26 protein-coding genes are annotated in these 24,614 nt (G+C 36.1%); 8 read left to right on the top strand and 18 right to left on the bottom strand.

Features of this window, described 5'->3' with window-relative positions; all coding sequences use genetic code 11:
- The 3 genes from Q0X89_RS04075 to Q0X89_RS04065 form a co-directional block, all read right to left on the bottom strand.
- On the bottom strand, window positions 1–260 hold a 260-nt coding region (locus tag Q0X89_RS04075), incomplete at its 3' end, for a DUF4174 domain-containing protein (RefSeq protein ID WP_297691395.1).
- A gap of 69 nt (window positions 261–329) precedes the next feature.
- On the bottom strand, window positions 330–1,109 hold the full coding sequence (locus Q0X89_RS04070) for a C4-type zinc ribbon domain-containing protein (RefSeq protein WP_297691393.1): 780 nt from the start codon (window positions 1,107–1,109) through the stop codon (window positions 330–332).
- Window positions 1,110–1,111: 2 nt separating this feature from the next.
- A complete protein-coding gene (locus Q0X89_RS04065) occupies window positions 1,112–2,206 on the bottom strand; it encodes a Nif3-like dinuclear metal center hexameric protein (protein WP_297691391.1) in 1,095 nt (364 codons plus the stop codon).
- Window positions 2,207–2,419: 213 nt separating this feature from the next.
- Between Q0X89_RS04065 and lpxK the strand changes: the two genes are divergently transcribed.
- Window positions 2,420–3,418, top strand: a complete 999-nt coding sequence (lpxK, locus tag Q0X89_RS04060) for a tetraacyldisaccharide 4'-kinase (protein WP_297691389.1) — start codon at window positions 2,420–2,422, stop codon at window positions 3,416–3,418.
- Here lpxK and Q0X89_RS04055 read toward each other — a convergent pair.
- From Q0X89_RS04055 to Q0X89_RS04020, 8 genes are all read right to left on the bottom strand, one after another.
- Window positions 3,407–5,629 carry a response regulator gene (locus tag Q0X89_RS04055; protein WP_297691387.1) on the bottom strand — a complete coding sequence of 741 codons (2,223 nt, stop codon included), beginning with the start codon at window positions 5,627–5,629 and terminating at the stop codon, window positions 3,407–3,409. The genes lpxK and Q0X89_RS04055 overlap by 12 nt on opposite strands.
- A gap of 358 nt (window positions 5,630–5,987) precedes the next feature.
- Entirely contained in the window at window positions 5,988–6,863 is an 876-nt protein-coding gene (lipA, locus tag Q0X89_RS04050; protein WP_297691385.1) for a lipoyl synthase, read from the bottom strand.
- Window positions 6,864–6,954: 91 nt separating this feature from the next.
- Entirely contained in the window at window positions 6,955–7,521 is a 567-nt protein-coding gene (locus Q0X89_RS04045) for an RNA polymerase sigma factor (protein ID WP_297691383.1), read from the bottom strand.
- 34 nt (window positions 7,522–7,555) lie between these two features.
- Window positions 7,556–7,768, bottom strand: a complete 213-nt coding sequence (locus Q0X89_RS04040) for a membrane or secreted protein (RefSeq protein ID WP_297691380.1) — start codon at window positions 7,766–7,768, stop codon at window positions 7,556–7,558.
- A 74-nt stretch (window positions 7,769–7,842) separates the two neighbouring features.
- Window positions 7,843–8,601 carry an anti-sigma factor gene (locus Q0X89_RS04035; protein ID WP_297691378.1) on the bottom strand — a complete coding sequence of 253 codons (759 nt, stop codon included), beginning with the start codon at window positions 8,599–8,601 and terminating at the stop codon, window positions 7,843–7,845.
- A complete protein-coding gene (locus Q0X89_RS04030) occupies window positions 8,598–9,164 on the bottom strand; it encodes an RNA polymerase sigma factor (protein ID WP_297691377.1) in 567 nt (188 codons plus the stop codon). Before Q0X89_RS04030 ends, Q0X89_RS04035 begins: the two co-directional genes overlap by 4 nt.
- 232 nt (window positions 9,165–9,396) lie before the next feature.
- The gene (gene murB, locus Q0X89_RS04025; protein ID WP_297691375.1) at window positions 9,397–10,413 is read right to left on the bottom strand and encodes a UDP-N-acetylmuramate dehydrogenase; all 1,017 of its coding nucleotides are present in this window, start codon (window positions 10,411–10,413) and stop codon (window positions 9,397–9,399) included.
- Window positions 10,410–11,603, bottom strand: a complete 1,194-nt coding sequence (locus tag Q0X89_RS04020; RefSeq protein WP_297691373.1) for a pyridoxal phosphate-dependent aminotransferase — start codon at window positions 11,601–11,603, stop codon at window positions 10,410–10,412. Before Q0X89_RS04020 ends, murB begins: the two co-directional genes overlap by 4 nt.
- A 113-nt stretch (window positions 11,604–11,716) precedes the next feature.
- On the opposite strand from Q0X89_RS04020, the gene Q0X89_RS04015 reads away from it, so the two are divergent.
- Window positions 11,717–13,090 (top strand): aspartyl protease family protein, encoded by a 1,374-nt coding sequence (locus Q0X89_RS04015; RefSeq protein ID WP_367176952.1) that lies wholly within the window; start codon window positions 11,717–11,719, stop codon window positions 13,088–13,090.
- A 53-nt stretch (window positions 13,091–13,143) separates the two neighbouring features.
- Here Q0X89_RS04015 and Q0X89_RS04010 read toward each other — a convergent pair whose 3' ends face one another.
- Complete coding sequence (locus Q0X89_RS04010; RefSeq protein WP_297691369.1) at window positions 13,144–13,530, bottom strand: DUF1573 domain-containing protein; 387 nt, start codon at window positions 13,528–13,530, stop codon at window positions 13,144–13,146.
- A 202-nt stretch (window positions 13,531–13,732) separates the two neighbouring features.
- On the opposite strand from Q0X89_RS04010, the gene Q0X89_RS04005 reads away from it, so the two are divergent.
- The 6 genes from Q0X89_RS04005 (at window position 13,733) to Q0X89_RS03980 (ending at window position 19,779) form a co-directional block, all read left to right on the top strand.
- Entirely contained in the window at window positions 13,733–16,363 is a 2,631-nt protein-coding gene (locus Q0X89_RS04005; protein WP_297691367.1) for a valine--tRNA ligase, read from the top strand.
- Between the two features lie 83 nt (window positions 16,364–16,446).
- Window positions 16,447–17,106 (top strand): hypothetical protein, encoded by a 660-nt coding sequence (locus Q0X89_RS04000; RefSeq protein ID WP_297691365.1) that lies wholly within the window; start codon window positions 16,447–16,449, stop codon window positions 17,104–17,106.
- 104 nt (window positions 17,107–17,210) lie between these two features.
- Window positions 17,211–17,414 (top strand): hypothetical protein, encoded by a 204-nt coding sequence (locus Q0X89_RS03995; RefSeq protein ID WP_297691363.1) that lies wholly within the window; start codon window positions 17,211–17,213, stop codon window positions 17,412–17,414.
- Window positions 17,415–17,431: 17 nt separating this feature from the next.
- Complete coding sequence (locus tag Q0X89_RS03990; RefSeq protein WP_297691361.1) at window positions 17,432–17,656, top strand: hypothetical protein; 225 nt, start codon at window positions 17,432–17,434, stop codon at window positions 17,654–17,656.
- Between the two features lie 77 nt (window positions 17,657–17,733).
- Window positions 17,734–19,002, top strand: a complete 1,269-nt coding sequence (locus Q0X89_RS03985; RefSeq protein WP_297691359.1) for a sterol desaturase family protein — start codon at window positions 17,734–17,736, stop codon at window positions 19,000–19,002.
- Between the two features lie 9 nt (window positions 19,003–19,011).
- Window positions 19,012–19,779, top strand: a complete 768-nt coding sequence (locus tag Q0X89_RS03980) for a creatininase family protein (RefSeq protein ID WP_297691357.1) — start codon at window positions 19,012–19,014, stop codon at window positions 19,777–19,779.
- A gap of 6 nt (window positions 19,780–19,785) precedes the next feature.
- Here the strand turns inward: Q0X89_RS03980 and Q0X89_RS03975 are convergent, their stop codons facing one another.
- Genes Q0X89_RS03975 through rsfS form a run of 6 tightly spaced genes read right to left on the bottom strand, consistent with a single transcriptional unit; the run spans window position 19,786 to window position 24,550 of the window.
- Entirely contained in the window at window positions 19,786–20,052 is a 267-nt protein-coding gene (locus Q0X89_RS03975; RefSeq protein WP_297691355.1) for an acyl-CoA-binding protein, read from the bottom strand.
- The gene (locus Q0X89_RS03970; RefSeq protein WP_297691353.1) at window positions 20,042–20,710 is read right to left on the bottom strand and encodes a phosphatidylserine decarboxylase family protein; all 669 of its coding nucleotides are present in this window, start codon (window positions 20,708–20,710) and stop codon (window positions 20,042–20,044) included. Before Q0X89_RS03970 ends, Q0X89_RS03975 begins: the two co-directional genes overlap by 11 nt.
- Window positions 20,700–21,503 (bottom strand): phosphatidate cytidylyltransferase, encoded by an 804-nt coding sequence (locus Q0X89_RS03965; RefSeq protein WP_297691351.1) that lies wholly within the window; start codon window positions 21,501–21,503, stop codon window positions 20,700–20,702. The genes Q0X89_RS03970 and Q0X89_RS03965 overlap by 11 nt, the downstream gene beginning before the upstream one ends.
- A 1-nt stretch (window position 21,504) precedes the next feature.
- On the bottom strand, window positions 21,505–22,116 hold the full coding sequence (locus Q0X89_RS03960) for an LUD domain-containing protein (protein ID WP_297691350.1): 612 nt from the start codon (window positions 22,114–22,116) through the stop codon (window positions 21,505–21,507).
- A gap of 55 nt (window positions 22,117–22,171) precedes the next feature.
- A complete protein-coding gene (ftsH, locus tag Q0X89_RS03955) occupies window positions 22,172–24,163 on the bottom strand; it encodes an ATP-dependent zinc metalloprotease FtsH (RefSeq protein WP_297691348.1) in 1,992 nt (663 codons plus the stop codon).
- 9 nt (window positions 24,164–24,172) lie between these two features.
- A complete protein-coding gene (gene rsfS, locus Q0X89_RS03950) occupies window positions 24,173–24,550 on the bottom strand; it encodes a ribosome silencing factor (protein WP_297691346.1) in 378 nt (125 codons plus the stop codon).
- Window positions 24,551–24,614 lie beyond the last annotated feature (64 nt).

Here is a 24,614-nt window from a genome sequence, read left to right as displayed (position 1 = left end):
GGATCAATATCGGTTTTTAAACCGTCTTTATCTAAAACTTCCTTGCCTGTGCATACTAAAAGAACTAAATCTCTTTCCTCCATTTCGTCATTCCGACTAACAAACTTATTAACCTGCAAATCTCTGACAGGCAAATTATTATTCGTATCTATTATAAGGAGAACTCGGTTTTTCCACCTAAATTCCGCCAATTCCTGTGCGGACATCCCATTAAATTGTAGCATTAAAACTAAAAGCGCAATAAATCTTAGACTTGACATATACATATATAGTACTAAAATAAAAAAACCACCTGACTACAGGTGGTTTCAAGTAAATATTTAATTCTATCAGATTTTAGAAAACATTTTGTGCATCTTCTCCTGTTCTTCTTCAGCCAAGACAGGATCTACAAGAATTCTCCCACTATGTTCATCTGTAATTATCTTTTTTCTCGAAGCAATTTCTACCTGTACCTGTGGAGGTATCGTAAAGAATGAACCACCTGAAGCACCTCTTTCAATTGGAACTACTGCCAGACCGTTTTTAACATTATTTCGGATTCGTTTATAAGCTTGCACCAATCTGTCTTCAATCTGCTTTTCAAATTTTTCAGATTTAGCCAATAGTGCTTTTTCCTCCTTGTCCGTTTCGGCAAGAATCGCATCTAATTCACTTTTCTTATGTTTTAAGTGGGCCTCACGTTCCGAAAGTTTTTCTTTGGTCTCACTTATTACTTCCTTTTTTTGCTCGATTTGAACTTTAAATTCTTTGATGTTCTTTTCGGCTAATTGTATTTCCAATTCCTGAAATTCAACTTCTTTCGCAAGCGAATTGAATTCTCTGCTGTTTCTTACATTTTTTTGTTGATCAGCATATTTTTTTATCAGTACTTTGGCCTCTTCTATTAAATTCTTTTTCGCCCCGATTTCATAATTTATGGTTTCCAAATCGGTCTTTAACTTATCCATCCTTGTTTTTAAACCAAGTACTTCATCTTCAAGATCTTCTACTTCGAGGGGTAATTCACCACGTATATTTCTAATTTCATCAACTCTGGAATCTATTAATTGCAAATCATATAATGCTCTTAATTTTTCCTCCACGGTTGTTTCTGCTTTTGTTGCCATATTTAATAATACTTGATAGGATTTGTAATACTCTCTGATAAAGAGATTGCAAAATTAGGCATTTTTTTTGTAAGATAGTCTACCAATAAATTTTTTGTAAACTGCTCAGTTTCATAGTGCCCTATATCTGCGATAAGAATTTTGTTTTCAGCTTCAAAAAATTGATGATATTTTACATCTGAAGTAATAAATATGTCTGCACCCGAATTTTTAGCTGCACTGATGGCGAAAGCCCCACTGCCTCCTAAAACTGCCACCTTTTTAATTTTTTTACCCAGAAAACTTGAATGTTTTATACACGATACATTCATTTTATTTTTGATAAAAGTGAGAAAATCCTTTTCAGCCATTGGAGCTTCTAATTCACCAATCATTCCCATACCAATTTGAGAATCAACATTGTCTAAAGTACTAACTTCGTAGGCTACCTCCTCGTATAGATGATTATCAAATAAAGCTGATAAAACACTTTTTTCTTTGTTTCGTGGAAAAGTAACATTGATCTGCGTTTCTTTTTCTAAATGTAGTTCACCCTTATTTCCCTTTACCGGATTTGCATTCTTCCCTGCTTTATAGCTGCCTGTCCCGTCTACAGTAAAGCTACATTCGCTATAATTTCCAATACTTCCCGCCCCGGCTGCAAATAGATTATTTAAAAGGGCTTTGGCATGGGTCTCGGGGATATATGTAGTTAACTTTTTTATGGTTCCCTTTTGCGGGATTAATATTCTTGTTTGTTTCACTTCCAATACTTCGCATATTTTTGCATTCACACCATCTATTGCATTATCCAGTGCAGTGTGCAGGCAATAAATTGAAATATTATTTTTAATGGCTTTTATGATTGCGCGTTCTACATAATTAGAGCCCGTAAGGTTCTTTATTCCTTTAAATAATATAGGGTGAAAACTAATGATAAGATTGCATGACTTGCTTATTGCTTCATCAATAACATTTTCGAGCGAATCCAGGGTAACAAGAATATTGGTAACATCCATATCCTGATTACCTACCAAAAGCCCTACATTATCAAAATCTTCAGCATATTCCAAAGGGGCCAATTCTTGAAGTATTTCAGCAACATTTTTAACCTTCATATTTAAAATTTATAGCTGTTAAAATTAGACCCATGCAATGATGGGACGTTCTGCAAAGCCTTACAGGTAATTAAAATATTATTCAGATAGCTGCATCCATGCATATCAACATCAATTTTTATCAACTTAAAACTAATTCAAATGGTTAAAGTTTAATCGGATGTTTTTAGATAATTGCGCTCATCAAAGATAAAATATTATATTTTCGTTGCTATGCAACTGCTAAGAATTCTAGCCTTTCCATTTTCCTTAATCTATGCCTTTGCGGTATACTTTAGGAATCTTTTATATGATACGGGAATTTTAACTTCTGCTAAGATGAGTACGCCAACCATATGTGTTGGTAACCTAAGCGTTGGAGGTACAGGCAAAACACCTATGATAGAATGGCTTCTGAATCATTTATCCGGAGGTTCAAAGCTGGCAGTATTGAGCAGAGGTTACAAAAGAAAATCCAAAGGGTATGTCCTGGCACAACCTACTAGTACTGCGGAAGAAATTGGAGATGAACCCTTACAGATATATTCTAAATTCCCTGAGGTTGCAGTTGCGGTAGAAGCAGATAGGGTTAAAGGGATTGAGCAACTTGAAACCAGCCTGCGTCCGGATCTGATACTTTTAGATGACGCGTACCAGCACAGAAAAGTAAAACCATCATTTTCCATTTTATTGACGTCATATGGCCAATTGTATACCAAAGACTGGTATTTGCCAACGGGAAATTTAAGAGACAGTAAAAGTGCTTCTAAGCGCGCAGATTTGATTGTTGTGACCAAGTGCCCACCCGATCTCGACAATGAATGCCAATTAAGGATCATCCAGGAGCTTAATCCTGAAATAAATCAGAAAGTATTATTCTGTACCCTGGAGTACGACAAAAGTTTAAAAGGCGAAAAAGCGGATTTGTCTATTCTCGATTTAAAGAATAAAGGAGTTACCCTTGTAACAGGAATTGCTTACCCCAAACCATTAATAGAATACCTGAAAAGTCAGGAAATTCGTTTTGATCATCGGGAGTTTAGTGATCACCATTACTTTTCCGGGAAAGAGATTGATTTTTTTAACTCCAGACCTTTTGTTCTTACAACTGAGAAGGACTATATGCGTTTGAAGGATAAGGTAGAAAACCTTTACTATATTTCTGTCCGACACAGATTTTTAGGGGAGGGGAAGGAAGTCCTTAAAAAAAGACTTGAGAACTTAAGTAACTGATTTTTTTGATTTATGTTCCAGGATATTTTCGCCAATTTTTTGATAGAATATTTCCGGTTTAAAAGGTTTAGTAACTACATCATTACATCCTGCTGCATAAAAACTTTCTAAGCTGTCATCCAGAGATATAGCAGTGAGCGCTATAATTGGGGTGTCTGTATCAAATTTTCTTATCTGAATTGTTGCTTCAACTCCGCTGATTCCGGGCATATGGATATCCATAAGTATCCCATCATATTGACTTGTATTAGCCATTTCTACAGCAGTGTTTCCATTACTGGCAATCTCACAACTAATCCCTCTTTTATTCAACATTTTTTTGGTGATCACCTGATTTATCTTGTTGTCCTCAACAACCAAAATATGCAACCCATTTAAATCATAGTCTTTTTGGTCTATCTCAAATGCAATGTCATCAACGACACTGTCTTTACTTTTTAAATCAAGTTCAAAGAAAAATGAACTGCCCTGACCCAAAGTACTTTGCAGCTGAATTTTACTGTCAAATAGCCCCAAAAGACTCTTAACGATGGTAAGCCCAAGGCCGGTGCCTCCATATTCCCTGTTAATCTGAATTGAGCCCTGTTCAAAGCTATCAAAGATATTCTGTTGTTGTTCATTTGAAATGCCTATACCATTATCTTTAACTTCAAAATATATAGTCACCTCTTCTTCTTCCTTTTTCATAAGTTTCGCTATGACATTTACTTCTCCATTCTTCGTGAATTTTAAAGCATTACCTACAAGGTTCATAAATATTTGCGATAACTTAAGCGGGTCGCTCATTAAATGCTTGGGAATTTCTTCATCATAAACCAAGGTAATTTTTGTATTATTTTCCTTAGCACTTTGTTGCAATGAGCTTATAACATCTGCAAGCACCTTTTTCAAATTAAACTCCATGTTTAGAGGCTCCAATTTGTCCGCGTCTATTTTGTTTATCTGCAGAATGTCGTTTATAAAATTAAGCAGGTAATCCCCTGAAAATTTTAAAGACTTCAGATGTTCTTTTTGACTCTCGGTTGGATTCTCTTCCAATAATAAGTGGGCCAAACCTGTAACGGCATAAAGAGGGGTTCTCAATTCATGACTCACTGTAGACAGAAAATTAGTTTTAGCTTCCATAGCCTGAACAGCGGCATCTCTGGCTGTTTGAAGCTCCCTGTTTTTAGTTTGTAACAGATCATTGGTCTTTAACTTTATCTGATTATTCCTAAATAGCGATACCGCCAATAATGAAATTATAGTCAAAAAAGCTGAGGTAAGGATCGCGGTAATCTCAGATCTGTTTCGGGATTCATTTAATTCCTCTATTTTGGTATCCTGGCGTTTAATTTCTTCAGACATAAATTCAAATTGAATCCTATCCGCAGTTTTCGCTTCGGCCTTAACTTTTTCTATGGTAAAAACAGAATCCTTTAGATTTAACAGATTTCTGTTATGCATAAGAGAAAGATTATACTTTTTGCTTTTTTCATAAGCTTGTCCCAATATTTCATTAGCCTCAAATACTTCTTTGGAAAAGTCATTGGCCTCCGCAATTTCTAATGCGCTAGTCCCATTTTTAATACTCTCGTCATAATCCTGAGTTTTTAGATATAATCTGGCCAAACCCAGATGTGATTTTACCATTAGGGATTCTTTTTCAAAAACATCATTATTTACTACAAGAGAATTGAAGTTTAAGGCGGCACTGTCATATTTTTCTATGCTTAGATAAATATTAGCCTCTAATAGCAATATGTTGTTGAGAAGATTACGGTCATTGGTAAGCTGCTGAGATTCATTTAGCATGAAAATTGCCTGGAAGTTGTTGCCGCTGTCGTAGAGTAAAATAGACTCAATGAATTTATGAACCGCATGGCCATAAGGATATTCCAGATCGTTCAACAGAACTGTCGCACGATCCCAATAAAAAAGAGTAGTTTCTCTTTTGTCCATTTCCATGTAAAGCAGGGCAAATTTGTGATAACAATCTACCAGGGCCTTTTCATCTTCTGTTTCTTCTGCCAAAGCAGCAGCTTTGTCCAGAGATTCTAGGGCAAGATTTATTTTGTTCTGGTTTTTGTAGGTTCTGGTTTCATTAAAGAAAGTTTCCAAACCATCTACCGGATTTGTTCGCTCCTGGGCCAGGACAACAGGAGTATAGGACAAGCACATAAATATGAGCAATACCTTAAGAATTCTAATATGTTGGAAAAGTAATTTCAAACCACTTTTTATCAATCTGGATAGTTAAGTTAATACATTAAATTTTTGACCTATTTACCTAACTTTTTGATGTTTCGAAAATTATTATATTTTTTAATAAACCTTACTGTAAATTCAAACGTCCAGGATAAGCAACTATTGTTTGTTTAAACAGAAACTATAGGTTATTTCTTATAAAAAGCCCTGTTTTTTAGTTCATTTCAGGAAATTCTGTTAAAAATATTATTTATTTAGCGAATAATCACTGCTTTTTTAACAATTAATGGCATTTCCAAACGCACAATTTTTAAGTGGAAATTCCAGGTAAAACTACATATCATATATAGAAACCTTGAGATAATATAGGGTAGATACTATTTTAATGAATATGTTTATGTGCCTTATAGGAAGATCTAACCAAAGCTCCACTTTCAACATGCCTGAATCCCATATTTTTACCTAATTCCTCATATTTAGTAAATTGTTCAGGTACGATAAACTCTTTTACCGGCAAGTGTCTTTTAGAAGGCTGAAGGTATTGCCCGATTGTAAGCACATCAACCTTAGCATTTCTGAGGTCTTCCATGGTTTCAATAACTTCAGATTCTCGTTCTCCAAGCCCCAACATAATTCCGGATTTAGTGCGTTTTACACCATGTTCTTTCAAGTAACTAAGTACATTTAAGCTACGCTCATATTTTGCTTGTATCCTCACTTCACGGGTAAGTCTTTTTACAGTTTCCATATTATGGGAAACAACTTCAGGAGCAACATCAATAATGCGATCCAAATGAATTCCAAGCCCCTGAAAATCTGGAATAAGGGTTTCCAAGGTGGTATTCGGATTCATTCTTCTAATAGCCTTTACTGTTTCCGACCAGATAATAGACCCCATATCTTTAAGATCATCCCGATCTACGGAAGTAATTACAGCATGCTTAATTCCCATAATCTTTATGGATCGCGCCACTTTCTCCGGTTCTTCCCAATCCACATTTTCTGGCCGGCCGGTTTTAACACCGCAAAACCCGCAGGACCTGGTACAAATATTACCTAAAATCATAAAAGTGGCGGTTCCCTCACCCCAACATTCCCCCATATTGGGGCAACTTCCGGAAGTGCATATAGTATGCAAATCGTACTTATCAACCAAACTTCTTAGTTGAGTGTATTTTTTCCCTGTTGGCAATTTAACTCTTAACCATTTTGGTTTGCCTTTTGGGGGTTGTACTTGGGAAATAGTTTCAACGCTCATAGAAAATTTTTAGCAAATATACGATCAAATAGAAAAACAAAAGTAATTAGTCAGGTGTTCAACTTTTTTATTAAAACGTGATGCAATAAAACTAGCTGTTACTTTTGATTATCTCTGCTAATAACTTTTTTGCCCTGAGTAATTTTACTTTAACATTATTAACTGGTTCATCTAGTTCTTTGGCAATTTCCAAATAGGATAGTTCATTAAAATACCGAAGATTAATAACTTTTTGATAATGAGGCTTTAGTTGTTTAATATTTTGAAGAAGTTTTGCAAGATTTTGATCTGTAATTAATTGATCTTCAGCGGTTGGAGCATCATCAAGAACCTTTTTTATAGCCTCACTATTACCACTTTCTGTGACATCAAGAACATTCCTTTTTCTTTTTCTTATGAGGTCTACATGCAAATTTTTAGAAATAGTAATTAACCATGTTTTGAACTCATACGCTGGATCATAGGTATCTAATTTGTCAAAAGCCCTGGAAAAGGTTTGTATGGTTATATCCTCTGCATCGTTTTCATTTTTAGTACGTATCAGTTGAAAACCATATACATCATTCCAGAATTTATCAAGTAAATTACTAAAAGCAATCTGATTGCCTGCTTTAGCCCTTTCGATAGTACTTTTGAGTGTTTCGTCAGTTTTGTCCAAACCCTGTTATTTAAAAATCTAACCCTAAAGTGTGCTATAATGACTTAGAGGTGACCTCTTCTTTTTTGCAATCCTGCTCATTGGGAAGTTTACCACAATAGCCACAGGCATCGCCATTACTGTTGAGATAAGGATTTTGACTGGCGCAAGTGCCGGCAAACTTGCCATCTTTTTTAGACCATATTTTAATTGCAATACCAGCAAATGCTAAGGCAAGCAGACCAATGGTAAGTAAAATCAACTTCATAAAAAAAATTTGTACAAAGATACAAAAATAAAGCCCCAGCAAGGGGCTTATATGATCTAGTAAATAATTGTTTCTTAATAAGAGATATTGGCTACAATATTCTTAACTGTAGGAGAGTCATTTCCACCTTGAGGCTCTATAGTAATGTAACTAACGGCATTTTCTGCATAGGGTAGGGGTCTGAGTCGATCTTTATCATCAACATTTTTTATTACCCCCAGATTCACCATTTTACCATTAACTTCAGCCCACATCTGATAGCACTGGTTGTCAGGTAAATTAGGCAAATTCCTTACATTGATATAGGATAGCTTTTTAACAGGATTAATGTAGGCCACAGCTTTTAATTCCTTGGCCTTTTTGTTTCCATTAACCGCATACTTTTTGGTTTGAGGATTATTCAGAACAATAAACTGGTTTCTAACATCTTCCAGTTGCTCTTTCATATCCTCCTCCAATGTTCTGATCCTATTATTTACGATCACGTTTTCATCCTGTAAATTTTGGTTTTGATTCCAAAAGAAATAAGATGATCCTGCGAAAAGCAGCGCGGCTATACTTGCGGCAACAGCATATCTTTGAAATTTCCTTCTACCTGTATTCTGGGCTTTAATTCTATTAAGAATCTTGGCTTTAAGACCTTCCGGAGTTTTAAGAGCATGCAATTTTGCAAATGTTTCGAGATTCTCCTGCAACTCATTGTAGGTTTTTCTAACAGTTGGATACATGGCTATATATCGCTCCACCTGCATAGTTTCTTCAGGAGAGGTAGTTCCCAGAAGATACTTTTCAAGCAAATCAGTATCTAAAAATATTCGTATTTTTTCTTTCATGACATTAAAATTAATAGGGGCAAAAATATCATAGAGTTTCCATAAATCTTTTTGAGTTCTCTTAATCCAATTTTTAACCTGGATTTTATAGTACCCAACGGAATATTTAGTTCATCACTAGCTTCCTGCTGTGTCATTCCCTGAAAAAACAGGGCATCCAACACTACATGATATTTATGTTCTATCTTCTCCAAGTTCTCTTTTACGTCCATGAACTCGGGTTTGATACTTTCTATACCTAGATTATATACGTCCGAAACATCAATTTGGATTTCTTTATCAGATTTGGTGTTTACACTACGTAGCTTGTCAATAGCTGTGTTTCGCGTAATTCTGAAGAGCCAGGTAAATAATTTGGCTTTCGATGAATCATAGGAGTCAGATTTTTTCCAGATCTTCACAAAGCTCTCCTGCAAAACATCTTGTGCCAGTTCTGAATCTCTGACTACCTTAAAAGCAACCCCATATAACGTATCACCATAATGCTCATAAAGCAATGAAATGGCCTTATCATTGCGTTCTTGCAATAATTCAACAATATGTTTTTCAAGTAGTGTACTCATATTAGATTAACGACAACAAATAATTAGCCAGGAAAGCATCCAAAACAATATTCCGCGCCGTATATAGTGTAAACGCTAAATTATAAAATTGATTGTTAAGTAAGCGTTTTCTCAATTTTAATTAGATAAATGTGCAACTGGTTATTGTACATTTTATTTTTGGTTAGTTTGGTTTGGTATAACCCCTGAGAATACTTTCTCAGGGGTTATTTTATGACATTTGCTATTCTTTTTAACCGATTATATTTACTTCAGGGTTAATGCTGATGCTAAATCGCTCTAATACCGCTTGCTGTATTTTTTTCGCCAATTGCAGCAATTCCTGTCCGCTTGCACCTCCATAGTTTACTAAAACCAAAGCCTGATTCTTATGCACTCCTGCATCACTAAATCTTTTTCCTTTAAATCCACATTGCTCAATAAGCCATGCCGCCGGAATTTTATAAGAACTTTCAGAAATCTGATAAAAGGGTGCCTCCGGATTATTATTTAAAAAAGTAGCAAACTTATCTTTTGCAATTACCGGATTTTTAAAGAAGCTTCCACTGTTGCCTAGTTTAATTGGGTCTGGGAGTTTCCTCCGGCGAATTGCAATTACAGCATCTGAGACATCCCTGATTGTAGGGTGTTCAATGTTTTTTCCTTTCAATTCGGATTCAATTGCACCATATGAGGTATTTGGTTTATGTGGTGGTTTATTGAGTTTTAAATTGACCGATGTAATTATATATTTACCCTTTCCCGAATTTTTGAAAATTGAATCTCTATAGCCAAACTGGCAGTCAGATTTTGAAAAGGTGGTGAGTTTCTGTGTGCTAACGTCCATGGCTTCGCAGCTTACAAAGGAATCTTTTAGTTCAACACCATATGCGCCAATATTTTGTATTGGTGAGGTGCCGACATTTCCGGGAATCAGAGATAAATTTTCCAAACCGCCGTAATCGTGATCAATTGTCCAAATTACTAAATCATGCCAGTTTTCGCCGGCCATTACCTTTAGGACTACGCTGTGTTCATCTTCTGAAAGTATTGAAATCCCTTTGATATTGATATGGATTACTAATGCATTTAAATCATTGGTAATTAAGATATTACTTCCGCCACTTAGCACAATTTTATCCGGGTAATTTTCTTTTTGAAGTACTTCCCTAAGATCCTGAACTGTAGTTATTTCAACGAAATAACGTGCAAGAGCTTCAATGCCAAAAGTGTTATACGATTTTAAGGATATATTCTGCTGTATTTTCACAAAGCCTGGTAGGTTTTAAGTGCTTCTTTTAATATTTGTACCGCTTTTATCAAACGCTCCTTTTTGAGAACATAAGCAATGCGTATCTGATTCTTGCCCATTCCTTCGGTTGCGTAAAATCCGGCAGCCGGGGCAACCATGACGGTTTCGCCGTTTAAATGGTATTTCTCCAGAAGCCATTGGGCAAAATGATCGGCGTCTTCTATTGGCAATTGCGCTATACAGTAAAAGGCCCCGTGAGGTCTGCCTACTATCACTCCCTCTATTTTATCCAATTCCTCTAAAAGGAGATCGCGCCTTTCTACATATTCTTCTATGACTTCTTTAAAGTACTCCTGCGGCGTTTCTAAAGCAGCTTCACTGGCAATTTGGGCATATGTTGGAGGAGAGAGCCTGGCTTGAGCAAATTTTAATGCGGTCGTTATAACTTGTTTGTTTTTAGATACAAGACAACCTATTCTTGCGCCGCACATACTGTATCTCTTTGAAACCGAATCTACGACGATGGCGTTTTCTTCTATATCCTTTTCCCTTAAGATAGAATAGTGCTCTTTGCCATCGTAGGTGAATTCCCTGTATACTTCATCTGCCACCAGAAAAAGGTTGTATTTTTTTACCAATAATGCCAGTTTCTGAATTTCCGTTTTGTTGTATAAATAGCCGGTTGGATTTCCGGGATTGCAAATGAGAATTGCCCTGGTCTTATTTGTAATGAGCTTTTCAAATTCTTCAATAGGTGGGAGAGCAAAATTATTTTCAATACTGGCAAGAACAGGAGTAACCGTTATACCCATTGCTGTAGCAAAACCATTGTAATTTGCATAAAATGGTTCAGGAATTATTATTTCATCGCCTGGATCAGCAATGCTGCCCATGGTAAAAGAAAGAGCTTCTGAACCCCCTGTTGTTACTAAAATATCGTTATGTGTGACATGTATTTTTTGCTTTTCGTAATAGTTGCTTAATTTCTTTCTATAGATTTCCGACCCTTCTGTCCGGCTGTAAGCTAAAACTTCAATGGTATTGTTTTTGACAGCATCTAAAGCTTGTTTTGGGGTTTTAATATCTGGTTGGCCAATATTTAAGTGTATTACTTCAATACCCCGATTTTTCGCGTCTTCCGCATAGGGAACCAATTTCCTGATAGGAGATTCCGGCATTAATTGACCCTTCTTTGAGATAGCTGGCATAAAGTTGTAAGTTTTAACAAAAATGGGAAATCATTGTGGACAAAACAACATAAAAGTTATTATTATCCGTTCATCTAAGGTAATGTTAAAGTATTATAAAGTTTGGCTATTATTTGATATCTTTAATTGACATCGAACTAATTATTAGCAAGTTGCGTACCTTTTTAAAGTTTATTTTATTGTTAATCCTGTGTATTCCATTCTATGGTTTATCGCAAGGATTTAATTTGCCCAAAGGGAAGAAATTTGAAAAGGTAAAATTTAACTTAATCAATAATCTTATAATAATACCTATTGAAGTTAATGGGGCGAAATTGTCCTTTATCTTAGATTCAGGGGTAAGTAAACCTATTCTTTTTAATGTTTCGGACCAGGATTCAATTCAATTAAAGAATGTTTCGGAAATCACAATTAGAGGTCTTGGGGGTGGGGATCCTATCAAAGGATTAAGTTCAAAGAATAATTTTTTCCAATTAAACGATATCAGAAATTACAATCAATTATTATATGTAGTACTGGATAAGGAAATGAATTTCTCTCCAAGTCTCGGAATTCCTATTCATGGAATTATTGGGTATGACCTCTTTAGAGATTTTGTTGTTGAAATTAATTATAGTGCGGAATATATTAAATTTCATGATCCCGAATTTTATAAAGAGAAAGAGAATAAGAAATCGCAGACATTACCAATAGCTCTAAGACGAAACAAGGCATATATTGACGGAAATGTTGGTTTAAGCACGGCAAAAGATGTACCGGTTAAACTTTTAATTGATACAGGCAGCAGTGATGCCATTTGGCTTTTCCAGGACGAGGAAAAAGGCCTTGGGATTCCCGAACAAAACTATCAGGATTTTTTAGGTGAAGGTTTAAATGGAAGCATTTTTGGTAAACGCACTAAGGTAAATTCAATTAATTTAGGGGAGTTTGCTTTAAAGGACGCAAAAGCGGCATTTCCGGACATGGAGACTTTTAGTACATCGGTAGTTACCGGGAATAGAAACGGTAGTATTGGTGGTGCAATTCTTAAACGTTTTAATATTGTTTTTAACTATCCTGCAAAACAAATTACCTTAAAGAAAAATAGGCATTTCAGTGCTCCTTTCCAATACAATATGAGCGGTTTGCAATTGCAGCATAATGGGGTAAGATATATTGCAGATCGGATTGCAGATAGTAGAGGCTTTGTTTTAAATAGTAATAGGACCTTTGGAGATGTTCAGATCCTTATGGAAAATCAAACCCGACTTAGTTTGGTACCCGAGATAATTGTTTCCGGAATCAGAGCTGGTAGTCCGGCGGAAGTGGCCGGTTTACAGGAGGGTGATATTATTTTAGCTGTAAACGGAAAGCGTATACATAGCTATAAACTTCAGGAAGTGATGAAAATGCTCAATGAAAAGGAAGGTAAACGGGTAAAGGTACTGATAGAGAGATATAATAAGGATTTACTATTTTCTTTTGTGCTCAAAAAGGCATTTAAATAAAAAAACCGGAATTTTCATTCCGGTTTTTAATTTTTATAAGCAAGTGGATTTTTCTATTTACCGTCCACGCTTTTTACTTCGCCTTTAATTTTTAATACTTTGGTAGGCGTATCAGCGTTGGATATTACTGTTATAGCCTTTCTAATAGGTCCAACACGCTTAGTGTCATATTTAACTTGAATTTCTCCTGTTTTACCCGGTAAAATTGCTTCTTCAGGTTTTTTAGGAATAGTACAGCCACAACTAGAACTTACCTTACTAATAATTAAAGGCGCTGTTCCTGTGTTTGTGAATTCAAATACTCGAACGCCATCGCTACCTTTTTCGATCACACCATAATCAACGGTTTCTGTTTTAAATTCAATCTTAGCAGCTTTATCCTGGGCGTTTACACTTAATGCAAGTAGGCCTACAAATAATACTAATACTATTTTTTTCATTACTTTTTGGTTTTGGGTGAATCTCAAATGTAAATGTTTTAGTATCAACATCCAAAATTCTTTTGTTATCTACTAACGTTACTTATTTTTGTTTCGTATTTCCAATCAGGTAAATATTAAAATGATTATCGCAAGTTTAACATTTTAAGTGATAATCATTTTTTGATACCCGGATTGTTATAACAAAAACTATACCGAAATTATGGATATTCCATCAAAATATGAGCCGCAGATAGTAGAAGACCATTGGTATAACTATTGGATGGAGAATAAATACTTTCATTCAACACCCGATGATAGGGAGCCCTATACCATTGTTATACCACCGCCAAATGTCACAGGGATTCTGCATATGGGTCATATGTTGAACAATACTATTCAGGATGTCCTGGTTAGAAGAGCGCGCCTTCTTGGTCTGAACGCGTGCTGGGTACCGGGAACAGATCATGCTTCTATTGCAACGGAGGCCAAAGTGGTAGCCAAGCTTAAGGAACAGGGAATTGGTAAAAAGGATATTTCAAGAGAAGATTTCTTAGAGCATGCGTGGGAATGGACACATGAATACGGGGGCGTAATTTTAGAGCAGTTAAAAAAATTGGGGTGTTCTTGTGACTGGGATCGCACAAAATTTACGATGGATGACGATATGTCTGCCTCAGTAATCAAAGTTTTTATTGAATTATATGAGAAAGGGCTGATTTATCGTGGATATCGAATGGTGAACTGGGACCCCCAGGCAAAAACAACATTATCAGATGAAGAGGTAATATATGAAGAGCGCAGTGGCGAATTATATTACCTTGCTTATTCCATTGAAGGTTCCGATGATAAGGTAACCATTGCAACTACACGTCCTGAAACCATTCTTGGTGATACCGCCATATGTATTAATCCAAATGATGAGCGTTTCCACAGTTTAAAAGGTAAAAAGGCAATCGTACCTATATGCAACAGGGTAATTCCAATAATTGAAGATGACTATGTTACTATGGAATTTGGAACTGGTTGTCTAAAAGTTACACCCGCACATGACGAAAATGACAAGCTTCTTGGAGAAAAACATCAACTGGAAACTATTGATATTTTTAATGACGATGCATCCTTGAATTCATTCGGATTGCATTATGAAGGAATGGACAGGTTTGAAGCGCGAAAAGCAATTGTCAAAGAATTAAAAGAAAAAGGGTTTTTAACGAAGGTGGAACCATATGTAAATAAAGTAGGAACTTCTGAAAGAACAAAAGTTGTTATAGAACCAAGGCTTTCAGATCAATGGTTCCTTAAAATGGAAAATTTAGCCAAGCCCGCCCTTTCCGCTGTTCTGGAAACCAGGGAAGTGAAATTTTTTCCAAGAAAATTTGAAAACACATATCGTCACTGGATGGAAAATATCCGGGACTGGAATATTTCGCGTCAACTGTGGTGGGGACAAAGAATACCCGCGTATTATTATGGAGATGGCGAAAACGATTTTGTAGTAGCAGCATCAATAGAGGATGCATTGGTCAAAGCAAAAGATAAATCCGGGAATCCCGGGCTAACCGTAAAGGATTTAAAACAAGATGAAGACGTACTGGACACCTGGTTTTCTTCCTGGTTATGGCCAATTAGTGTTTTTGGTGGAATCATGGACCCGGAGAATGAGGAGGTTAATTATTATTATCCAACAAGTGATCTGGTTACTGCACCCGATATTTTGTTTTTTTGGGTAGCCAGGATGATCGTTGCCGGGTATGAATTTAGAGGAGAAAGACCATTTGACAATGTCTATCTAACCGGGTTGGTACGTGATAAAGAACGACGTAAAATGTCTAAATCATTGGGTAATTCTCCTGATGCACTTAAATTAATATCAAATTTTGGAGCAGATGCGGTGCGAGTTGGTTTATTACTTAGTTCTGCGGCTGGGAATGACTTATTGTTTGATGAAGCGCTTTGCCAGCAGGGTAAGAACTTTGCCAATAAAATATGGAATGCATTTCGACTTGTAAAGGGTTGGGAAATTGCCGAACTACCGCAACCCGAATCTTCTTTGAAAGGGATTGAATGGTATACAGCCAGGTTCAATCAGGTGCTTACGGAGATTGAGGACCATTTTAGTAAATATCGCATATCTGAAGCTTTAATGACCATATACAAGTTGGTTTGGGATGATTTTTGTTCATGGCTACTAGAAATTGTAAAGCCGGCCTATCAGCAGCCAATTGATAAAAAGAGTTATACTGCAATCATAGGTTTATTTGAGAACAATTTAAAACTACTGCACCCATTTATGCCTTTCCTATCTGAAGAAATATGGCAGCGTATTTCAGATCGTAAACCATCCGAGGCTCTTGTCATCTCTTCCTGGCCGAAATTAGAAAGTTTTGATCCTGATCAAATTAAAGCATTTGAATATACGGCTGAGGTAATATCGGGTATCCGAAATATCCGCAAGGAAAAGAATATTCCATTAAAAGAATCTTTGGATCTTTCGGTTCTGAATAAGGAAGGTATAAGTGAAGACTGGGATGTTATTATTAAAAAACTTGCAAATGTAGGGCAAATCAATACCGTTACTAAGGCTGTTGACGGGGCACTTTCATTTAGAGTAAGAAGTAATGAATATTTTATCCCCGTTGCGGGAATGCTGGATATAGATGCTGAAATTAAGAAGATCAAAGAAGAACTGTCTTATACTAAAGGGTTTTTACAATCTGTAAACAAGAAATTGGCAAATGAGAGGTTTGTGAAGAATGCCCCGGAGACTGTCGTTGCCATGGAAAAAAAGAAAGCAGCAGATGCAAAGGCAAAGATCTTAACGCTAGAAAAAAGTCTTAGTAATTTGGAGTAATAAAATTAATGTATTTTTATAATTAATACTTTACTGCCTGGTTTTTAAGGCTTTATGATATGCATTGAAAAAGAAAATAAATAATGAGAAAAGAATTATATGTATTCGCCTTGATATTTTTACAGCTCGTAATTGGTTGTTCTTCGGATAACAATAATAACGAGATTATCGATATTCAGGTTACGAAACCCAGGACAGATATTCCTGATATTATGTTTGAAAGGGCACTGATAGAACTAAAATTTGATGATGTGGAAGATGGTTCTGTACTTACAAGTGCAATTGAAAATGTAAAAGACCTGGTTATCGAGAATAAGGACATTAGCAGTTTATCCGGAATAGCAGACTTTACTGCCTTAGAAGGTCTTTGGGCAAAGGAAAATATTCTTACTACTTTGAATGTTTCTGAAAACTCCAATTTAAAATTTGTATATGCCAATGATAATAATCTTACAAGGCTTAACGTATCTGATCTGAGTAATTTAGAAAAGATAAATATGGAAAACAATGCACTTACACAGCTGGATATTTCAGGGAATCCAGCATTACAACAATTAAGTCTGGCTAATAATTCATTGCAGGCTATAGATATTTCCAATATTCCCAGTCTTATTCAGTTAAACACCTTTTCCATAGAAAATAATCCCTTGGATTGTATTAAGGTAAATTCAACACAAATTGCAAATATACCGGCTCAGTGGACCAAGGATGAAACTGATGTATACGACTTAGAGTGTAATTAGTATCCGGGTATTTAAATTAGAGGGCTTCGTCAATCAATGATTTAAGGATTATTTTTTTGAACATATCCTATCAGATCGTTACCTTTAAAATAAAACAAAGACATATGAGAACTTCTTTATTTGCCTGTTTCCTGTTTATTTCAGGGATTGTTTTGGCACAGGAAAAATCAGTAAAAATTCTCCCCGTGGAGATTCAAATAAAAACGGCGGTCTTACCGGCACCTGATGAAGACAAAGCAAATGCCGAGAACTTACCGCCCAGGGTAAAAACTTTAAAGAAAAAAGAGCAATCAGAGGTGAGGAAGTAGCTTCGGGTAAGCTAAAAATGCCCGAAGAACCCAGCATGATGTACATATTTTATGGTACAGATGAGAATTATGATAAAACTACCGGTGATTTAAAAGACGGCAAGTTTCGATATGTAATATATACACCATTCGCCACAACTGAATCTACAGGGCTACCCAGTAAACCTCACGCGCCCGGAATGCCATGGTTGATGGATCCCGGAACCCATAGAGCACATATAATGGTTGGTCCTTTCAAATAGCAAACACTACCAATTAATTTTACCCTAATCGTTAATTGCTGAATTTTTCTATCTTTGAGTGAAGCATATATTTTTAAATGGAATCTTACGCAACTGCACTCCTTTATGCCATTCCTTTTTTTATTTTTTTATTGGGTATAGAAATACTCTATGGTTACTTTGTAAAAAATCAGAAGTATAAGGTTCTTGACACAGTTAGCAGTATCAGTTCTGGCCTGACTAATATATTAAAGGATACTCTTGGCCTGGGAATCATAATTGTTAGTTATCCCTATTTGCTGGAAAACCTTGCCCTGACAGAAATTAAAGCCAGTTGGTTAGTTTGGGTTATTGCATTTATTGTAATTGATTTTGCCGGTTATTGGAATCACCGGCTAAGCCATCATATTAATTTTTTTTGGAATCAACACGTTATTCACCACAGTAGTGAAGAATTTAATTTGGCATGTGCCTTGCGCCAGTCAGTTTCTAATTTAATTGGCTATTTTCCTCTTTTATTGCTTCCTGCAGCACTTCTGGGTGTTCCTTCAAAGGTTATAGCTATTCTGGCACCCATACATCTTTTTGCTCAATTTTGGTATCATACTCAGCACATAGGAAAAATGGGTTGGTTAGAATATATAATTGTTACACCCTCCCAGCATAGGGTTCATCATGCAATAAATCCGGAATATATAGATAAAAACCTTGGTCAGGTATTATGCATATGGGACCGTATGTTTGGAACTTTTCAGGAAGAACTTGCCGAGGTGCCTCCACAATACGGAATTTTGAAGCCCGCACGTACCTGGAATCCATTGCTTATTAATTTCCAGCATATCTGTCGTTTAATTAAAGACGCCTGGCGTACCAACAGCTATTGGGATAAAGTAAGGATTTGGTTTATGCCTACAGGTTGGAGGCCGGCTGATGTAAAAGAGAAATATCCGGTAAGTGTTATTCAGGATGTATATCATTTTAGAAGGTATAATACTAAGGCTTCTCTTGCTTTTAAAGGCTACGCAATTTTTCAAATGTTAGCTACTTTGATTTTATTACTATTTATGTTTTATAACTATACGGAAATTGGGTTTAATGGTCTAATCATATTCGGAGCCTTTGTATTTCTTGGAATATATGGCTATACCACACTCATGGATAGAAGCAAAAATGCTGTGTGGATAGAGCTATCTCGAGGCATACTTGGCCTTTTTCTCATTTTTATTACAGGAGATTGGTTTGGCATTAATGTGCAGCTTTCTGGCGGAAGTTATATAGTAGCAATGTATTTTGTTATTACAATACTGGGGGGTGTTTATTTTACTTATATAGAAGGAGAATCATTAACTGCTAAAGCAGTTTTATAAAAATTGAATATGGAGATAAGACCATACATACTTGCTGAATCTAATTGGGAAGCTAACAAAGTTGAAGATTTTGATATGGCAATTCTACCCTGGGGAGCTACAGAAGCACACAATTATCATTTACCATATGCCACAGATATTTATGAAGCTGATTATCTTGCAGCTGCTTCGGCCAAAATCGCTTGGGAAAAGGGTGCAAAACCAATTGTATTGCCCACGATTCCGTTTGGTGTAAATACGGGACAATCTGATATCTATCTGGATATAAATATTTATCCCACAACGCAGCTGGCTATCTTGAACGACATTATAGAAACCTTAAATAGACAGGGAATTAAAAAACTATTAATATTTAACAGTCATGGAGGAAATAATTTTAAGCCTTTGGTTAGAGAATTAGGACTAAAATATCCTGATATGTTTATTTGTTTCTCCAATTGGTTTCAGGCCATGAACAGATCGGACTACTTTGAAAAAGAAGGTGATCATGCAGAAGAAATGGAGACAAGTCTTATGTTATATCTAAAACCTGAATTGGTGTTGCCTAAGGATAAATGGGGCTCCGGTAATTCCAAAAAATTTAAGATAAAGGCATTTACTGAGGGTTGGGTATGGGCAGAACGAAAATGGTCAGAAATAAGTGAAGACACCGGTGTGGGGAATCCTGAATTTGCCACCAGGGAAAAGGGTGAGCAGTTCTTTAAAGATGTATCCCTAAGATTTGGTAATTTGATTTATGATTTGTGCAATGCTGATATTAAGGATCTTTACGAATAGCTATTCTTATTGCTTGTTAACAATCTCCTTTTGCACCAAATTCACATATAGTTTCATAGCCTCTTTCCGATCAATATTCTGGGCCTGAATTAAAGCATTTGCCTTAAAAGCGTTTATTAATGGAGTCTTGCTTCCGGGGTTGTTATAGTTTTTATTGGCAATTTTATAGTATGCGTATAATTTCAATAATAAGTCTGCGGGTAACGGATTTTTATATTCATTTACCAGTTGCACTGCCGCTAAAAATTCGCTATTTAATTTATCATTCTTCATCCTTATGAGGAGTTGTGGCTAAACAGGTTCTGCCACCCACCACTTTCTGGTTTAATTTGACTGTGATAGCGCTGTCTAATGGCAATAATAAATCTACTCTTGAACCGAATTTAATAAAGCCGGAATCTGCACCTTGCTGTACATTTTCTCCAACCTCTGCATAATTAATGATACGCCTTGCCATTGCGCCCGCTATTTGCCTGTAAAGAATATCCCCAAATTTTGGAGTATGAATTACAACTGTTGTGCGCTCATTTTCTTCACTCGATTTTGGATGCCAGGCCAAAAGATATTTGCCGGGGTGATATTTAGAGTATTTAATAACTCCACTAGACGGATAACGTGTTATATGAACATTAGTTGGTGACATAAATACGGAAACCTGTATACGTCTGTCTTTAAAATATTCCTTTTCTTCTACTTCTTCTATAACCACCACCTTGCCATCAACAGGAGCCAATATATCATTAAAATTTCTATTAATGACTCTCTTTGGGTTTCTAAAAAACTGGAGAATAAAAACTAGTAATATTAAAGCCAAAATTTGGACTGTATTCTTTATCCAAGGTTCGGCGATATAAAATTGAGCCAATACAACTATAATACCAACGCTAAAAAAAGTTGTCAATATAATTTTCTGGCCTTCTCTATGAAACATATGAAAACAACATTAAAGTTAAATAAGCAAAAGGGGCAGCAAATATTAAGCTATCTAAGCGATCTAGCATGCCGCCATGTCCCGGCAAAATGGCACCACTATCCTTAACACCAGCCTGTCTCTTTAATTTAGATTCAACCAGGTCACCCAAACTCCCGGTTAGCACTATAACACCGGCCAATATAACCCATTGTGTGGGGTTTACAATATGTTCGTATTTCGCCATAATATAGGCAGCTCCCAAAGTAAAAACCAATCCTCCTACGGATCCTTCAACAGTCTTTTTAGGCGATACCGCCGGATATAGTTTTGTACGGCCCAATGTCTTGCCTACAACATAGGCAAATGAATCGTTTACCCAAATTAATATAAAAATTCCCATAATTAGGTATTTGGCAAATTCATTGTCCTTATATGGGATCATAGTCAAAAAAATGCATCCGCCTCCAACATAGAAAAGACCTGCAATAAATTTTTCGTAATTATAATAGATTTTTTTCTTTTTAGAAAATAGGTAGTAAATCAAACTAAAGTTCACAATGATGGTAAGAAACATGAGTACATTGATCAAAATTTTATCATCTATAAGATAAATATAAGCCCACCATAGACCTAGGTAGGCTATAAAAATATAGTATCCCCTTAGGGATACCAATCTTTTATATTCATACAAACAAGCAAGGCCAAAAACCATAAAGAGAAAGTCAAATGCATCTGAACTTAGAAAAACGGCGGAAAGAAGTAGAATTACATAAACAGCGCCAGTTAATAATCGCCTAAGAAGTTCTTTCATACTAAAGGTCTTCCATAAGTAATAAATACAAGTGCTTTGTGCTGCTTCCGTAGGTTAGAAAATCATTCGCATTTTCTTCAGTTCCTTGAAAATGTTTAATGGTAGTAATATTTGCAGGAATGCCTTGTCTGTATTTTTTCTTGATTGTTTTTAAGCCCTCACCAATAGTATCCACCAACTGACTGGTGGTCGCAAAAACAATAACATTATCCGGCACTTCGTTCAGCTTCTTCTCTTTAAGCTGGTTTGAGCAAACCAATATAGAACCGTTTTGAGCTACTAAATGTTCACAAGTAGTAAAGAAAATTTCACTTTCGTTTGCCTCATCAGTAAAGTGTATATTATTCTTGGAAAATTTCTCTCTTAGGCGAGGATTCATTACGAAGAAAAGATTTTCCTCCCAATGATTTTCTTCAATTATATTTTTTAAAGCTTCAGTAACTTCATCGAAAGAATCGCAATAAATGAATTTTCCGCCATTCTTTTTGAAATGAATAGTAAACTTTTCATCAACAGGAATATTTAGGTCGGGCATATGCATACCTCTCGTTTCCACTGTTTCTTTGGAAACTTTCTTTTTACCGCCGCCAAATAGCTTGTCAAATAGACCCATCGATATATCTAGTCTTCAAATAATACTCGATTTATTTAAAAAACGCCTAGAATTACTAATTATTTTCTTCGGTAGATTCTTCAGGTGTAAGCTTTTCAGTAGAGACTATTTCCTGACCTTTTTGATCAAATTCTTTTTCAAAAGGGCGACTACCGAAAATTTTAACTAAATCCTCTTTAAAGATAACTTCTTTTTCCAATAAGCGCTCAGCCAATGCAATAAGTTTATCTTTATTTTTTTTCAGCACATCAATAGCTCGTATATACTGCTCTTCAATTAATTTGGAAATTTCCTGATCAATTACCTGAGCGGTATCTTCGCTATAAGGCTTGGTAAACCCATATTCATTTTGACCTGAGGAATCGTAATAGGTAAGGTTTCCAATTTCGTCATTTAGCCCATAAATTGTTACCATGGCACGGGCTTGTTTGGTTACCTTTTCCAAATCACTTAGGGCACCAGTAGATATTTTATTGAATATCACTTTCTCTGCGGCCCTTCCTCCCAAAGTAGCACACATTTCATCCTGCATTTGTTCCGGACGAACAATAAGTCGTTCTTCGGGTAAATACCAGGCCGAACCCAGAGACTGACCTCTTGGTACAATTGTGACTTTTACCAATGGTGCTGCATGTTCGAGCATCCAACTTACTGTTGCATGACCAGCCTCGTGATATGCAATAGTCTTCTTTTCTTCAGGAGTAATAATTTTATTCTTTTTTTCAAGACCACCAACAATTCTGTCTACTGCATCCAGGAAGTCTTGTTTGCCCACTGCCTTTTTTTCCTTACGCGCTGCAATAAGTGCTGCCTCATTACAGACGTTGGCTATATCTGCTCCGGAAAATCCGGGTGTTTGTCTGGCCAGAAAATCAAGATCCAGTGTCTCAGAGGTTTTAATAGGTCTAAGATGTACTTCAAAAATTTCTTTTCTTTCCCGGATATCCGGAAGATCTACATAAATCTGTCTGTCAAATCTACCTGCACGCATCAAAGCTTTATCCAAGACATCTGCTCTGTTGGTAGCAGCCAATACAATTACATTGGTATTTGTGCCAAAACCATCCATCTCTGTCAGTAATTGGTTCAAGGTATTTTCACGTTCATCATTAGATCCTGTGAAGTTGTTCTTACCTCTTGCCCGTCCTATGGCATCAATTTCATCGATAAATATAATTGCCGGAGACTTGTCCTTTGCTTGCTTAAACAGATCTCTAACTCTTGAGGCACCAACACCAACAAACATTTCTACAAAATCTGATCCTGATAAGGAGAAAAACGGAACTTTTGCTTCGCCTGCTACAGCTTTCGCCAACAAGGTTTTACCGGTTCCCGGAGGTCCTACCAGCAAAGCACCTTTAGGAATTTTCCCGCCCAGGGAGGTATACTTATCAGGGTGCTTTAAAAATTCTACTATTTCTTCTACTTCTTCTTTGGCTCCCTCTAAGCCTGCAACGTCTTTAAAAGAAGTCCTGGTATCTGTTTTTTCATCAAATAACTTAGCTTTAGATTTGCCGATATTGAATATCTGACCACCGGCACCGCCTCCGGCGCCTCCTGACATTCTGCGCATAAGATAAATCCATATCCCAATAATCAATACAAATGGAAGAATAGATAATAGCAATTCCATAAAGACATTAGACTCTTTATCAAATTCTACTATGGTATCTAAGTTATTCTCCTTTTTTATTTCGGTTATCTCATTTTGAAAAATTTGCAAATCCCCATAGTCCAGTACATATTGCGGAACAGAACCTGTTGAAGGAAACAAAGGTTTTTCTGATACATCTTTGTGCACATCCTTGGCGAGTGCTTCATCAGATAGGAAAACTTTAGCCTGATTGATATTGGTGATAATCAATATCTTGGTAATATCTCCATTTCTCAGGTATTCCTGTAGTTCAGAAGTAGTTGTTTTTTTGGTAGAGGCCAAATTATCGCTTCCAAAGAATTGGAAAGCAATTAAGAATATTGCAATTAAGCCATATATCCACCAGGAACTGAATCTCGGTTTCTTTTGCGGGGTATCATTATCTTTTGCCATTGTCTTTTTTTACTGATTAAAACTACTTTCTACCATTGTGACTTTTGCGTCTCCCCAAAGCCCCTCAACATCATAAAATTCTCTTATATGTTTTTGAAATACATGAACAACCACGTTTACATAGTCTAACAGTACCCATTCTGAATTTTCTGATCCTTCAACATGCCAGGGCTTGTCTTTTATTGCCTTACTTACTGTTTTTTGGATTGAATTTACTATCGCATTTACATGCGTATTAGAAGTGCCATTACAAATTATGAAGTAGTCACAGACAGTATTCTCTATTTCCCTTAGGTCAAGTACATTTATCTCGAGTCCTTTAACTTCTTCTATTCCATCTAAGATTAAAGTAATTAACTCATCTGCACTTGCTTTGCTTTTCTGCATTCAATAATTTTAATTTATACAAAGTTATTGTTTTTTTGTTTTCTTAGCTATTGTTTTTAACATA

This window comes from uncultured Eudoraea sp. (assembly GCF_947258525.1).
Taxonomy (GTDB): Bacteria; Bacteroidota; Bacteroidia; order Flavobacteriales; family Flavobacteriaceae; genus Eudoraea.
This window is presented reverse-complemented; position numbering and strand designations above follow the sequence as displayed.